Genomic DNA, 14,338 nt, shown 5'->3' on the forward strand with positions numbered 1-14,338 from the left:
ATCGTCGAGTTGAGAGGACATTCGTTGCTTGGAGCCAAAAACACGATCGCGAGCTCAGAACTCTATGCTCAATTGGGTTGTTTTCCTCCCCTTCGGCGATTGAAGAGCTATTGGATTATATTTAGCCCACATCGTTAAGAGTGTAGAAGGATTGAGGAAGCCCTATTACGCATATCGAGGTCATGCTTTTCCTGCAAACAATCATCTCTTAAGTCGTTGGTTTTCTCCCCTTGACTATGGTGCTCCAATGTATTGAGACTTGAAGAATGTAACGGGGCGTCATGGCGAAACAGTGCCTATAAACCATAGGCAGAGCAAATTGCCCTGGATTTATGGAAATGGGTTCAAGAGTCCGATGATCTTTCCAACTGGATAAATAAATAGATCAAGGGATGGAGGTCGACGAGGTAATATTCAACTGATGCCTAGAAGATTATAAGATGATCCAAAGATTGTATCCATGCTTGCGCACGGTTCGAACACTACATTGCTGAACACAAAGATAGAATTAGTTAGTGCGAAATGATCTGGGACATCACCGTTCAAATTCGTCCTCGATCGGCCCTTCAAAAATTCCGGTTCTAAGCGGAGAATTTGAAGCATATATTTATTAACAATTTGGTGGCTAGAATTGTGCGCTCAGGAGGAGAAAATCTCCATTTAACTGGAGAGGAGGTGATTTGCTGGGAGAGCTGTTGTTAGGGCTTCCCGCTTTATATATTGGCGGGGTGCTCGTAGTAGCTTTGCTCGTTCTTATGGGATACGCTGATCAGAAGGGTGCATCTATCTTCATCTTGTTAGTCGCCTTTCTAGCGACGGCTGTAGGTTTCTACAACTGGCTAGTCCTAAACAGCCCATTAGCTATGGCGCAAGTGCTGCTTTTCGCATTCACATATTGGATCCTTGGATATAGCTGGTACACTGGCGCAACTGACAATAGGACGCTTGGATGGTACTGTCTGTTCGTGGCCGTCAACGTAATACCGTTTGCCTACTACGTTTGGGACGCGGGAATGTACATACTTGGGGTCAACTGGGTGCTATGGGGACTGGCATGGTTCATGTTCTGGGTCGTCATGGGAATTCAGAGAACACAATTCATGAAGCTCACAATGGTCATAACCTGGATCGCAGCAATCGTCGTATGGATATGCGGGCTTGGATGGTTGCTTGGGTGGTTTGGCTTCTGAATAGAAAAAGAGTAGTCCTTGGAATACGTTTCCTTCGAAAAATCATTGAAATTCATATTCGGAAGGAACAAAACATCTGAGCCGGATTCACTGAGTGTCGACTATAGATGGATACATATGGAATCATTTTATTGTGATATCCCATTTAATGAGATTTGACAATAAAATCTATAACAAAGTAGAACACCAGGGCGAGCGCGAATAGTGGCGATGGTCTTGGGTGGATCGTTCATTTGAGCGGACAGTGACTAGATACTGAGAAAATGGACTGCCCAGGTCACAAAATTCTTGCCAACGTCTTCCCTGATTTGGATTCTCGGATTCGCTATAGGAAGATCCGACAGATCGAAAACAGTAGCAATACGACAATATGATGAGGTTCACACGACGCCCCAGATGTCGTTGATCACAACAAGGCTCACTGGTCTTGCAATATACAGTCGTTCGAATCAAACGTCTCTAATGCCCTTGATGAGTATCGATAGAGAGGGCAATGAAGGAAGAAATTGTGAGGATTAAGAAATCCTCAAATGAGATCGGAGAGTATTCCAGTCATTGTTATCAAAGGAAAAGAATTGAAACCGTCTCCCACAGAGAATCGATATACACATTGCAGAAATCCGCAAGAGTTCCTGCGCTATGATGAAAAGATTGAAAAGATCGCTAGCAAAATAAAAGTGAGGATTAACGAAAGAGTTGCATGGTGAGTGAATGAAAGATAAAATTTGCAAACAACAGGAGAATATAGAGCACTGTTCGTGCACTTACGAACCGTGCGTTCGAAAAGGGGTTTGCTGCGAATGCATCAGATATCACTGGAGGAATCGAGAGCTCCCCGCATGTTTTTTCCCCAAGGATGTGGAGCGAACCTACGATAGATCGCTAGAGCGTTTCATTGAATGCTACAGCAGGAAATGATCACTCGATTTTGGACCAAACTCATTTTCATCGATAGTTGTGAAGTCGAATTCGGAATAGACGAGAGCAGACTGTCGTTAAATAGGAAAGCAAATCGTTCGACTGAGCATTGATTTGTATATCCGTAATGAAGACCCGAAAAAGATAGGGGTCATCGAATCATCGAATATTTACCAGATAAATCATAACGGATTCTTATCGGAGAGTACATAATTTCTTTGATCTAGTTGAAAAGGAGTTTGATTACTTATTATGAAAAAAACAACTGGCACTTCGATTTGGTATAATGATACTTAATTGGAGAATTTCTGATTGATGCTGAAAAACCCAATCGTATAAAGAGGGGGTGTAAACTCCCGAAAATTCTTCTTACAAAGCAATCGTTCTTTTTTTCTCACAGAAAAAATGATTGGCCCCGTCTCAAAGAATCCAAAAAAAGACGATTGGCCAGATTGAATTTCGTCTCTATTCTGAGACAGCTCTAGTTTTTTTCTTTTCCTTCTATAATTGAAAATCTTCGATTTTTCTTGACGCTTCCTCTTTTCAACACTGGATTCAATATATTCCCTTGCGACTCCTCGGTGATATCATGGCCAGTGCAGACGAGCATTCTTACATTACCTCTCTCATCCAGGATGGGTACTTTGGTTATCGCGATTTTTCGCTTCCCCTTTTTCGTACTGATCCACTCAACACCCTTATAAATTCGCTTTTCCTCAAATGCAATCTTGTTGCCCTGGATACATATTTCTGCCGTTTCAGCTGGGATAACCTCCCGTATTTTCTTTCCTTTTAAATCCTCTTTCGCCATTCCTAGAAACTCTGCTCGGGCCTTATTGACGGGCCCGTAGGTTTCTGGGTCGATTGCACACCAAATCTGTGTATCAATGCTATCGAGCAGTGTTTCCAGCTCTCTCGTTTTTTCTTTTAACTCTTCTTCCATCAATTTCCGATCAGTGATATCAATAACATTGCCCAAGATAGCAGGTTTCCCTTCGAAATCGATTATTGCGGGAATGAGTTCGACCCATCTCCCTTCGCCTTTTTTATTGAGTACGATAAATTCAACAGTCAAAGGCAGTCCTTGTACCTCCCCTCTGAGAGCCTTCTCAGTGAGTGTCTTCATCAACTCTCTGTGTTCAGGATGGATTAGTTCCAGATAATTGATGTTCATCAATTCTTGCTCTGAATAACCTAAGAATTCAATCATTCTTCGATTTACGAATTTGAATTTACCATCCTGGAAGATGTAGATGCCAGACGGCGACGACTCAGTTACATCCCTATACCTTTTCTCGCTTTGTTGGAGAGCGTGCATCATTCTCCTTAACTCCGTCACATCTCTGGCTGTGAGAATGAACTCGGTTCTGCCTTTCGGATCAATGCTTCCCTTACCAGTGACTTCAAATACTCTCCATCCACCAATCTTATGGCGGAATCTCAAATCGAATTGGTCGATCTTCCCTGGCTTTGTCGACAATCGTTCTACCGATTTTTCAAATATTTGGACATCATCCATGTGCAGAAATTGTGACAAATTCGTCCCGATCAATTCTTCGGGATCGTATCCAAGTATCTTTTTGACGGACGGGCTAATGTATTTGATCGTGTCAATAGGACTCATGATTATGAAGATATCAAATGACTCCTCGATTAGTGATCTAAATCTTCTCGCATTGTACTCTAAGGCTTCTTCCATATCGCGTTTGATGGCTGCTTGGCGAATCAGATGTACAAGCTCCGCGAATTGCGATGCCAGATCTCCCCCCTTTTTGATATAGAAGTCCGCTCCTTTATTTAGGGCATCGATAACTACTTCCTCCCTTCCTTTTCCCGTGAAGAGTATGAACGGAATTCTGCTGTTTCTTTTCCTGACAATTTCAAGAAATTCGATACCATCAATCTCGGGCATCTGGTAATCACACACAATTACATCGAATCTACTGTGATCGAGCTCCATGATTGCCTGCCGCGGTGATTCGCAAACAGTCACTGTGATATCTGCCTCTCTTTCGAGATAAGCCTTGCCTATTTCTAGGAGCGCTGGCTCGTCGTCGACAAGCAGGACCTTCAACATAGCATGCCCCTGTATTATGAAATCGTAATGGTGAACAAAAAAGGAATAATTAATGAATTTCCGTAAGGTTCTCATTCCTGATAATGAGGGTCGTGAAAATCGTAAAGGAGCGAACGAAATCAAGAAAAAGATGATGGATCTCTGGAGTATGTTAAATGATCAGAATTTATATATAATTCGACTCATTTAATAATTTTTTATTATATAAAAAAATAACCGTGATCCCTTCTCATATCAGGAGACACTGATGCAACCATTACAAATGATGATCCAACTGGGAAGAAGTCTGTTAAGTTCCAAATGAGCTAACTATACTTCCAAGTATTATACGATAATGAGATCTAACGCCCGCAAGCGCTTCCAAATATGTGTTAATGAGTTATCGAAGTCTGTTTAATGTCCCTGCATATCTGTTTATCTCACCCACGATCATTCCGCATTAAAGATACCTGATGCCATCATCGGTCTCATCACATAATTTTTTGGGAATGTCTTACCCGTTCAACCCGCTCACCTGATATCATGTAAATGACTCGTTCCCCAATATTACACGCATGATCTGCAATGCGCTCGAGATACCTCGCGATAAGAATGAAACGCATGCCCATCGGCACTTTTTTTGGGTCTTCCATCATATATGTGAGAACCTCTCTGAATATACTCTCATATAGCGCGTCAACCTCATCGTCTCGCTCAAAAAGGTCGAGCGCTTTATCAGCGTCCCTTTTAATAAAACTCTCAACGGCATCGTCGACCATTCTAATCACCAGAGAAGCCATATGTGGAATACTGACAAGTCGTTTGAAATACCTCTGCCCTTCGAGAAAGTCGATCACTTCCGCGATATCTCGTGCATACCTACCAATCCTGTTGAGGTCTGTAATCATTTTGAGGGAGGTAGATACGATTCTCAAATCACTAGCGACTGGGGAGTGAAGAGCAATGAGGTCAATACAATGTTTTTCAATTTTCAAATCCCATTGGTAAATCGCATCATCGAGTTTCTTGACCTCATCCTTGAGAGCGAACTCCTCGTTGACGATCGCTCTAATCGCCTTGTCTATCGCTTCCCTTGCCAATTTTCCCATTTCTGCGACTTCCTCGTTGAGCTTCGCGAGCTCGTCGCTCAAAACAATCCTTGTCAACTCAACCAAACCTCCCTGTGATATATTGCTCGGTCAACTTTTTTTCGGGCTTTTCGAAAATTTTTCTTGTTTCTCCAATTTCAATAAGTTCCCCCACGTAGAAGAATGCGGTCGTGTCCGCCACTCTCGCCGCTTGCTGCATATTATGCGTCACGATCACCACCGTGTAATCCCTTTTCAGATCGACCAATAGATCTTCAATCTTCGCGGTCGCGATAGGATCGAGGGCGGAACAGGGCTCATCGAAAAGAATGATCTCGGGTTTGACTGCTAACGCCCTCGCGATACAGAGTCGCTGTTGCTGCCCTCCTGAGAGGTCGTACGCAGGCGCATTGAGGCGATCTTTGACCTCATCCCATAGCGCCGCTCTTTTAAGACTCCATTCAACGAGCGCATCTAAATCGCTTTTCCTTTTCACGCCGTGGATGCGCGGTGCGAACGCGATATTTTCGTAGATCGACTTCGGAAAAGGATTGGGTTTTTGGAAAACCATTCCAACTTTCTTTCTCACCTCAACAGCATCCGCTTTCGCATGGTAAATATCGAACCCATCAATCCAGACATGCCCCTTCACGGTGCACCCTGGGATGAAGTCGTTCATCCTGTTGAGACTTCTTATGAACGTCGTTTTGCCGCATCCAGAAGGGCCGATTATTGCGGTTATTTCATTTTTCTTAATCTTCATAGAGATATTTTTGATCACGTGGTTATTTCCAAAGAAAACATTTAGATTCTCAACAAAGATTTCCGGTGCCAAGATTACCACCTATATTTTTGCCTGTATTTTTTCCTCAGCAATATTGCGATGAGATTCATTCCGATGACTAACATAAGAAGGACAAGTGCTGTACCGTACTGAATCGGCCTCGTCGCTATAAGATCAGAGGACTGCGTCGCCATCGCATAGAGATGAAAAGGTAATGCCATGAATTGCGAAAAAATAGAGTCGGGGAGACTTCTCATGAAATATGCCGCTCCAGTCATAAGGATCGGGGCAGTTTCTCCGGCGGCCCTAGAAAGGGAGAGTATAATCCCTGTTAGAATGCCTGACATCGCATACGGGAGCACATGATGTCTGATAGTCTGCCATTTGGTGGCGCCCAGTGCAAGAGATGCTTCCCTTACGGATTCTGGAACTGCAAGAATTGCCTCTCTTGCAGCTGCGATGATTATAGGAAGTACGAGTAGGCCGACGGTGAGTCCAGCAGCGATGAGACTGAATCCAAAATCCAATGCCATAACGAAAAGCCCAAGACCAAGCAGACCGTACACGATCGATGGGACGCCTGCAAGATTATGAACGACGATTCTCCAAATTTTTTTGACCGTCGAATTCTTTTCGTATTCAACAAGATAGATTGCGGAAAGCACCCCAACTGGAACGGAGAAAGCGAGAACGATCGTACAAAGATAAAATGTTCCTACGATTGCAGGTAAGATTCCTCCTTCACTCATTCCCTGCTTTGGAAATTGCGTAATGAAATCGATGTTGACACTTCTAATCCCGCCTAAGATGATATACGTTAAAAGGACGAGGAGGGCGAGGACGACGATAGCACCACAGAACCTAAAAAAGAGGAAATATGTTTTTTCTTTCGTCCGTCTGTTCAATGATAAACCTCCGTGAATTTTGAAAGGACGAGGTCTGCGACGAAATTAATCGCGAAGGTGATAACGAAAAGGACGGCACCAACTGCGAAAAGTGCATGATAATGCAGACTTCCAAAATTGATCTCTCCCATTTCAATCGCAATTGCCGCAGTCATAGTCTCGACGGATGAGAGCATATCCCAGGTAATGATCGGAGTGTTACCGCATGCCATGAGGACGGTCATCGTCTCTCCGACCGCCCTTCCAATCGAAAGCATGATCGCGGCAGTGATGCCAGAAAGTGATGCCGGGATGATGATGCCCTTCAGTGTCTCCCATCTTGTTGCACCTAGCGCATAGGCAGCTTCTCTTAATTCCTTGGGGACGGAATTCATCGCGTCTTCGGCAAGACTCACCATGATCGGTATCATCATCACCGCAAGCATGATTGCACCGTTGAGTGCGTTAAGGCGATACGTATTGTGGAAGATCGCATAGATCCAATCCGAGAGAATAACAAGCGCAAAGAATCCGTATACTACCGATGGAATCCCCGCGAGTATTTCTATAGCAGGTTTCAGAAGAGATCTGATTTTCGGATGCGCGATCTCAGCGAGATAGATCGTACAGCCGATGCCTATTGGTATCGCAATTACCGACGCCCCGAGACTGACAAGAAATGTACCACAAAGAAGTGGCAAGATCCCATAAGCGGGATTCGTTGGTGATGTTGGGTTCCACACTGGCCCTGTGATGAATTCGATGACACCGATTTCGTCAAACGCCGGAAGTGCTTCAGAGAAAATGAAGAAAAAGACGGCACTGAGGGTGAATATTGTCGTGAGTGTGACAACAAAAAGAATCGCCTTGATCGCGTATTCCTTCTTATTGTACATTTCACTGCGATGCCTTGAAATCAGCCGCTGTTTCAATCCTTTCAAAGAGCTTCGGATTCCAATTGCGATCTTCATAGTCATCCTGTTTCACCCTCGCTACAAGCCCTAAGAGTCCGAGAAGATCCGATTCCTCCTCGCTCAACCTAGCTTAGCTAATTCCTCCGTAACTACCTCAGCGGGTAAAGCGTAGAATCCAATTTCTTCAGCGATTGGTTGGCCATCAGTGAGAATCCATGAGATATATTCTTTCAACGCGCCAGTCGGTGCACCATTTGTATACAAATACAGATATCTTGACAGGATATATTCTCCAGAAAGAACCGCATTCTTATTTAGTGGGGAATATGCTTGCGATGATTCATTATTCCTGAGTTCGAGCAATTTGATTCCTGAGGCTTTTTCGGCGTAACCGATTCCTACATATCCTATTCCACCCACGTCATTTGACACCGCGGTAACTATCGCTGAGTTGCCCGTCAATTGTTGCATATCTGTTCTGTAATCCTCATTCTTAAGCACGTGTTCCTGGAAGAAAGCATAGGTCCCGGAAGTGCTCTGTCTTCCATAAGCCACAATCGCTCGATCATGCCCTCCGATCTGTTTCCAGTTCGTGTACGTACCATTGAATATCCCACGCAACTGATCTAAAGTCAAATTCGTTATTGGATTTGACGGGTGGACGATGATCGCGATGCCATCGATGGCGACCCTAAATTCAACAGGTGTTACCCCAGCTGCAATTGCCTGATCTATTTCGCTCTGCTTGATTTGCCTTGATGCTTGTGCGACATCGATATTTTTCGATATCAATGCCGTGATACCCGTACCACTTCCCCCTCCTGACACGATAACCGAAATACTCTTATGATCTTCATGGAAACGTTCTGCCCATACCTGGCACAATTCAAGCATTGTATCCGATCCTTTCTGTTTGATCGTTACAGGCTTCTCGCCACCGCCCATGATAAGGACGGCAGCCAATCCGCCAATGATAACGATCAAAACTATTCCAATTACAATCAATCCTTTCCTAACCATTCGTATCACTTCCTAGTGTTTCATCGTGTGCGGCGTTGTCCATATTACTAGAAATCCTCAGGGAAAGTTTGTCCGATCCATGCATCAAACAACACGCTTCTTGTTCTATATTGAAGCCGCAACACAGCTCCACGGAATTTCGTAACATTATGAGCTTTTATGTATTTTTCAGAATTAGAATATATTCCGGCTCGTATAATATATAGATATATATATCGGACATGAAACTCTATTCGATACGTATACCGTCAAAGAGATTATTTCGCTTTGTAGATCATATCAGCAGGATTGATGAAAATGAACATGAGAAAAATTCAGAAAACCGGTGTCTCCACAATGACAATCTCCCTTCCAAAGATTTGGGTCTCCGAACATCGTCTAAAACCAGGCGATCCTGTGATCGTTCGCGTGATGAACGACGGTACATTGCATATCTGCCCAGCCACACAAAGGGAAGAGGAATCCACAAAGAAGATCCTCCAGATTAGTAATGAATCGAGAGAACATCTCACTAGAAAGCTCATCGCGACGTACCTGGCTGGGTACGATATCATCGAAGTGAGAGCGAAGGATCGATTTGATTTAGATCTTAAGAGAGCGGTGAAAGATTTTTCAAAGATGGTCATTGGTCCCGAGGTCATCGAAGAAACGAGCAATTCAGTAGTATTGCATGATCTATCCGATCCAATGGAGTTACCTCAGCAAAAATGTGTAAGACGCATGCACCTCATCGCGAAGTCGATGCATGTCGACGCAATGTTGTCCTTTGAGAGAGGCGATACAGATCTTGCGAGAGACGTTATTGATCGTGATACAGAAATCGATAGGCTATATTGGATGGTCATTAAACAGTACAATCTGATCCTTAGAGATCGCTATTTCGCTGAGAAAATGGACATCGATGTATACGACGGATTGGACTATACAATCTCGGCTCGAGGTATCGAAAGAATAGGGGATCATGCTGAAAAGATCGCAAGAAATGCCCTTCTACTTGCTGAGTCGAACACAACAAATAGAGAGAATTCGGAAATAACGAGGTCAGGCGACGCCGCTGTGAAGATTTTCGATAGAGCGATCGAGGCTCTGTTCCTCAAAGATACTGAGAAAGCAAATGATGTAATTGACAGAGGGAATGAACTCGTTGAACTCTGTGAAAAAATGCGCGCTAATATTGCTTCATCACAACCGGTTGAGTTAGTCGCAAAAACAACTGTTATAGACAGTATTACAAGGACTATTATGTATTCTATGGACATCGCTGAGATTGCGATCAATGGTGCGATGAGGAAATCCGGGTAAAACGTTCTGAAAACATATAGATGGGTTCAGCTTCTTCATATACTCGACCCAGCTAAAATGATCTGAAGGCTTATTTTGACGACGCCATCAATAGTGCCGATTTTCTCCAGGACAAGTTTGGCGAGTCCCATTCTGTTTTCAGTCCAAATTTTAGCACCTTCGCTTGATCTTCCAACACGGTCGTAGCAGGTTTCGCTTCTCTGACCACATAGAGTTTCTCTGCTACTTCGGGCAATCTCGAAAGATCGACAACGATGGTGAACTTTTCTATGATCTATCTACTGGACGAATTCATTACTCTTTTCCTGGTTGTTGACTAATTTACGTTCAATTGTCTTACTACCATTTAATGACAGGCCATTGTCTTCCTCTAGCAATTCATTGATTTTTCCATCCCATCTGTCAACTATATCTGTTTCCCCCCTATTCCCCTTTTTTCTATTTACTATCAATTTTTCTCGAATCATTGTAGAAAAAATAAAAAGAAACGTGCTAATGGTATAAATTTTTATAATAAAAATATATATGAAAAATAAAAAAAGAGTGTCATTTTACGAGAAAAATGATTGAAGAGAGCGCATAACTGTCTTTGCAAAAGAGTCGAGTTTAATGGAATTACACAATATTGGCAAAGATGATAGAAAAAGAAGGATTATTAAAAAGCAGCGAGGTTGTTTAAAGCGATTAACAGCGGAGCAATAACATTAACATGCCATAAATCATTTCCAAGTACTCGGGCTAATTTGCAAGGCTGAGGATAGCCTCTAAGCGGATATTAACGGCGAGAACTCCGAAATTAAGGAGATGTAATCCGTTTTAATATAAAGGCAAAATACCAGGAAGAGGAGGCTCCTCAGAGGAGGGCTCACTAGGCCTTTTCTGCGGAAGAAATACAGTAGCATGTATCAAAATGCAGAACAGCCGATGGAGAGTTGGAAAGATGTGAGCTCCGGAGCATCTGCATATGCAGTATTTGCGGATATACAATGGAGGAAGAAGTGCTAGAACGGTGCACATTTGTGGTGCTTTGAATGAGAAGTTCAGGAGGTTCTATCCCTGATGTGGAAATAAGGTATGCCAGAAATTCACTCATCATCGGATGCAATACGGCAAGTGAAGAAATGCGCACTAAACCGATCGGAAAACGGCTTATTATCAATCACAAATTGGCTCCGGCCTGATAGCTTAAATTACCATTAGAAAATGTGTGCTTGAAGAAGTGTCTGTGAAAGAAATTTTAAAGATGTAAGTCGACAAAAATAAAGTTCCCAATTATCTTAACTGGCCTGTTCTCGAATATTGTGGTTATTGATTGACACCGCAAAATGGTCCTTTATGGTATAATCGATGTTAGACTCCCATTAATTAAAAAAATGATGAATGAGAGAATACTGTTGATATTGAGCGGAGGTCACCCTAATGCAGCGATGACCGCTTCTGTGAATTGCTCGGTTGTTGCACTTCCACCCATATCAGGTGTCAACACTTTCCCTTCTCCGAGCACACTATAAACCGCTTTCCTGATCCTTTCAGCCTCACTTTTCATGCCGATATAATCGAGCATCCAGGCAGCAGACAAGATGATTCCAGTAGGGTTTGCAACACCTTTTCCAGCAAGATCAGGAGCGCTTCCATGAGCGGCTTCAAACATGCCTATGTTCTCACCGAAATTGGCACCGGGCATGAGCGCGAGACCGCCGATGAGGCCACCACACAGTTCTGAGAGTATATCCCCATAGAGATTTTGCGTTACGATTACGTCAAACTGTGAGGGATTCGTAACAAGCTGGAACGCGGCATTATCAACGAGCATGTCCCTGAACTTAATGCCCGGATATCCAGATGCGATCTCGCCAACGCATCTCAAGAAAAGACCGTCGCCCTTCTTCAGAATATTTGCTTTGTGCACCGCCACTACTTCTTTTCTATCGTTCGCGAGGGCATATTCGAAGGCGAACTTGGCAATGCGTTTACTCGCCTCGACAGAGGTGATCTTAACACTCTCTACCGCGCCGTAACTCGATTCCCTCTCCACGCCAGAGTAGAGACCTTCTGTGTTCTCCCTCACGATGACGATGTCGACATTATTGTAGAGCGATTTGACGCCAGGGATCGATTTGACGAGCCTCACGTTCGCAAAGAGATTGAGACGCTGTCGCATTGTCACATTAACGCTCTTGAAGCCAGAGCCGATCGGGGTTGTGACCGGTCCCTTGAGGACAACGCCTGTTTCAATTGCCCATTCAAAGAATCTCGGTGGTATAGGTCTCCCGATCTCCTGCATAACTTTTGCGCCAGCCTCGATTCTCTCCCATTGGATTTTTGCGCCACTAGCCTCAACGACTTTGACCGCCGCATCTGTAATCTCTGGGCCGATGCCATCACCTGGAACGAGTACAACTTTTCTCATCTTATCCCTCTTCATTGATTTTGAATCCACCATGTTTCCTGAAATGCTCGACGAGCCCACCATCTTCAAGGATCTTGACCATCACGGCTGGTAGAGGCTTCGCCTTGATGATTGTTCCCTTTGCGACGATTCTGATCAACCCCTTCCCGAGATCCACCTGGAGCTCGTCACCATCCTCGATGCCCGAGGTGTCACATTCCAATACTGGCAAACCAACATTAATGCAGTTTCGATAGAAAACTCTTGCGAAAGACTCGGCAATAACAGCTCCGATACCCGCAGCCTGCAAAACGAGTGGTGCTTGTTCTCTGCTTGACCCGCATCCAAAATTCCGCCCAGCAACGATAAAATCGCCATGTTCGATTTCCTCGTAAAATCCAGGCCTAAGGTCTTCCATCACATGCTTAGCCATTTCGTTTATGTCCAGTGTCTTGAACTTGTATTTCCCCGAAATGATATAATCAGTATTAATGTTGTCTCCAAATCGATGGGCTCTTCCCCTCAACAGATTCATTGAAACACCTCTCTAGGATCAGAAATCACACCGTTGATCGCTGAATATGCTGCCGTAGCAGGGCTAACTAGATAGATGGACGCCTTCGAATTGCCCATACGACCCTTGAAATTACGGTTTGCCGTCGAGAGAACGTTTTCGCCGTCAGCTGGTATACCGCCACCAGTGCCGACACATGGGCCACAACCAGGTGTGAGAATAGCCCCTCCAGCCTTCACTATCTTTGCGAGAATCCCTTCCTCCAATGCTTTCAAATAAATTTCCCTCGAAGCTGGTGCGACTATCAACCTTGTCCGGTTCGCCACCTTCTTGCCATCGAGAATTCCAGCTGCGATGCGCAGGTCTTCGAGCCGTCCATTTGTGCATGTTCCGATGAAGACCTCATCGATTTCTACGCCAAGAACATCATCAACTGGCACAACTTGATCAACCTGGTGCGGCTTTGCAACCTGCGGTGGAAGTTTAGAAAGGTCCTCTCTGATCACCTTTTCATACTTTGCATCATCAGTCGCATCGACCCCTTTGATCATCTTTGATGTGCGACCCCTGAGATAATCAATGACCTTTCCATCACAACGCATCAATCCGACCTTTGCGCCTGTCTCAACAGCCATATTAGCGATCGTCATCCGCGCTTCGACAGACAAAGCGTCGATGACCTCCCCATAAATTTCCAGTGCCTTGTAGGTCGCACCATCAGCGGTCAGGGATCCGACCATATATAATGCGACGTCTTTCGAAAAAACACCTGGCTGCAGAATACCGTCGTAGATGAGCTTGATTGTTGATGGTACTTTCAACCATGTCATTCCACTGATGAGTGCTGCCGCAACATCTGTTGAGCCCATCCCTGTTGCAAATGCGTTGAGCGCACCATAGGTACAAGTGTGGGAATCAGCTCCGATGACGATGCTGCCTGGTAGGGCATGACCTTTTTCCGGTATCAACTGATGGCACACGCCCTCGCCCACATCATAGAGAATCGCGCCATACCGCAGGGCAAAGCGCCTCATTTCTTTATGGATATTCGATACGCCTTCAACCGGTGATGGCGCATTGTGATCAATGACGATCGCATATCGACCTGGCGCATAAACGGATTTCCCACCCATTTTCTCGAACGCCTGTATTGTCAACGCAGTGGTTCCATCCTGGCTCATAATAAAATCCACTGGCACCACGACGATATCGCCAGCTTCTACCTGAGCGCCGATATGATTCGAGATAATATTCTCTGAAATTGTCCCCATCATCCTCA

The 14,338-nt window shown here is 44.4% G+C and carries 14 protein-coding genes; 4 read left to right on the plus strand and 10 right to left on the minus strand.

Annotation, left to right across the window (positions count from 1 at the left end):
• Positions 1–695 precede the first annotated feature (695 nt).
• From QHH00_00545 to QHH00_00555, 3 genes are all read left to right on the plus strand, one after another.
• The gene (locus QHH00_00545) at positions 696–1,190 is read left to right on the plus strand and encodes an AmiS/UreI family transporter (GenBank protein MDH7507872.1); all 495 of its coding nucleotides are present in this window, start codon (positions 696–698) and stop codon (positions 1,188–1,190) included.
• Between the two features lie 530 nt (positions 1,191–1,720).
• A complete protein-coding gene (locus QHH00_00550; GenBank protein MDH7507873.1) occupies positions 1,721–1,897 on the plus strand; it encodes a hypothetical protein in 177 nt (58 codons plus the stop codon).
• Positions 1,898–1,901: 4 nt separating this feature from the next.
• Positions 1,902–2,108: a DUF6485 family protein gene (locus QHH00_00555; GenBank protein ID MDH7507874.1), complete on the plus strand. Its 207-nt coding sequence runs from the start codon at positions 1,902–1,904 to the stop codon at positions 2,106–2,108.
• A 481-nt stretch (positions 2,109–2,589) separates the two neighbouring features.
• Here QHH00_00555 and QHH00_00560 read toward each other — a convergent pair whose 3' ends face one another.
• The 6 genes from QHH00_00560 to QHH00_00585 all read right to left on the minus strand — a co-directional run bounded on the left by QHH00_00560 (position 2,590) and on the right by QHH00_00585 (position 8,854).
• Positions 2,590–4,185, minus strand: coding sequence for a PAS domain S-box protein (locus QHH00_00560; GenBank protein ID MDH7507875.1), 1,596 nt, complete (start codon positions 4,183–4,185; stop codon positions 2,590–2,592).
• A 470-nt stretch (positions 4,186–4,655) separates the two neighbouring features.
• On the minus strand, positions 4,656–5,330 hold the full coding sequence (phoU, locus tag QHH00_00565; protein MDH7507876.1) for a phosphate signaling complex protein PhoU: 675 nt from the start codon (positions 5,328–5,330) through the stop codon (positions 4,656–4,658).
• A gap of 1 nt (position 5,331) precedes the next feature.
• Entirely contained in the window at positions 5,332–6,087 is a 756-nt protein-coding gene (gene pstB / locus QHH00_00570) for a phosphate ABC transporter ATP-binding protein PstB (protein MDH7507877.1), read from the minus strand.
• Positions 6,088–6,089: 2 nt separating this feature from the next.
• Positions 6,090–6,941 (minus strand): phosphate ABC transporter permease PstA, encoded by an 852-nt coding sequence (gene pstA, locus QHH00_00575; protein ID MDH7507878.1) that lies wholly within the window; start codon positions 6,939–6,941, stop codon positions 6,090–6,092.
• Entirely contained in the window at positions 6,938–7,897 is a 960-nt protein-coding gene (gene pstC, locus QHH00_00580) for a phosphate ABC transporter permease subunit PstC (GenBank protein ID MDH7507879.1), read from the minus strand. The genes pstA and pstC overlap by 4 nt, the downstream gene beginning before the upstream one ends.
• A 57-nt stretch (positions 7,898–7,954) precedes the next feature.
• Positions 7,955–8,854, minus strand: a complete 900-nt coding sequence (locus QHH00_00585; GenBank protein ID MDH7507880.1) for a PstS family phosphate ABC transporter substrate-binding protein — start codon at positions 8,852–8,854, stop codon at positions 7,955–7,957.
• Between the two features lie 336 nt (positions 8,855–9,190).
• Here QHH00_00585 and QHH00_00590 point away from each other — a divergent pair, with 336 nt between their 5' ends.
• A complete protein-coding gene (locus QHH00_00590) occupies positions 9,191–10,156 on the plus strand; it encodes a phosphate uptake regulator PhoU (GenBank protein ID MDH7507881.1) in 966 nt (321 codons plus the stop codon).
• Positions 10,157–10,226: 70 nt separating this feature from the next.
• On the opposite strand, the gene QHH00_00595 is transcribed toward QHH00_00590, so the two are convergent.
• The 4 genes from QHH00_00595 to QHH00_00610 all read right to left on the minus strand — a co-directional run bounded on the left by QHH00_00595 (position 10,227) and on the right by QHH00_00610 (position 14,330).
• Complete coding sequence (locus QHH00_00595; GenBank protein MDH7507882.1) at positions 10,227–10,391, minus strand: hypothetical protein; 165 nt, start codon at positions 10,389–10,391, stop codon at positions 10,227–10,229.
• Positions 10,392–11,567: 1,176 nt separating this feature from the next.
• The gene (locus QHH00_00600; protein MDH7507883.1) at positions 11,568–12,581 is read right to left on the minus strand and encodes an isocitrate/isopropylmalate dehydrogenase family protein; all 1,014 of its coding nucleotides are present in this window, start codon (positions 12,579–12,581) and stop codon (positions 11,568–11,570) included.
• Positions 12,568–13,080, minus strand: a complete 513-nt coding sequence (locus QHH00_00605; GenBank protein ID MDH7507884.1) for a 3-isopropylmalate dehydratase small subunit — start codon at positions 13,078–13,080, stop codon at positions 12,568–12,570. Before QHH00_00605 ends, QHH00_00600 begins: the two co-directional genes overlap by 14 nt.
• Positions 13,077–14,330, minus strand: coding sequence for a 3-isopropylmalate dehydratase large subunit (locus QHH00_00610; protein ID MDH7507885.1), 1,254 nt, complete (start codon positions 14,328–14,330; stop codon positions 13,077–13,079). Before QHH00_00610 ends, QHH00_00605 begins: the two co-directional genes overlap by 4 nt.
• Positions 14,331–14,338: the final 8 nt, after the last annotated feature.

The sequence above is a fragment of the Methanomassiliicoccales archaeon genome (genome assembly GCA_029907465.1).
GTDB lineage: Archaea > Thermoplasmatota > Thermoplasmata > Methanomassiliicoccales > JACIVX01 > JACIVX01.

Bases quoted from the DNA above. Each gene is read 5' to 3' on its own strand.
- QHH00_00555 (MDH7507874.1), top strand. From the start codon at position 1,902: ATGAAAGATAAAATTTGCAAACAACAGGAGAATATAGAGCACTGTTCG.
- QHH00_00610 (MDH7507885.1), bottom strand. From the start codon at position 14,330: ATGGGGACAATTTCAGAGAATATTATCTCGAATCATATCGGCGCTCAG.
- QHH00_00590 (MDH7507881.1), top strand. From the start codon at position 9,191: ATGACAATCTCCCTTCCAAAGATTTGGGTCTCCGAACATCGTCTAAAA.
- QHH00_00550 (MDH7507873.1), top strand. From the start codon at position 1,721: ATGAGATCGGAGAGTATTCCAGTCATTGTTATCAAAGGAAAAGAATTG.
- QHH00_00600 (MDH7507883.1), bottom strand. From the start codon at position 12,581: ATGAAGAGGGATAAGATGAGAAAAGTTGTACTCGTTCCAGGTGATGGC.
- QHH00_00560 (MDH7507875.1), bottom strand. From the start codon at position 4,185: ATGTTGAAGGTCCTGCTTGTCGACGACGAGCCAGCGCTCCTAGAAATA.
- pstC (MDH7507879.1), bottom strand. From the start codon at position 7,897: ATGACTATGAAGATCGCAATTGGAATCCGAAGCTCTTTGAAAGGATTG.
- QHH00_00585 (MDH7507880.1), bottom strand. From the start codon at position 8,854: ATGGTTAGGAAAGGATTGATTGTAATTGGAATAGTTTTGATCGTTATC.
- QHH00_00605 (MDH7507884.1), bottom strand. From the start codon at position 13,080: ATGAATCTGTTGAGGGGAAGAGCCCATCGATTTGGAGACAACATTAAT.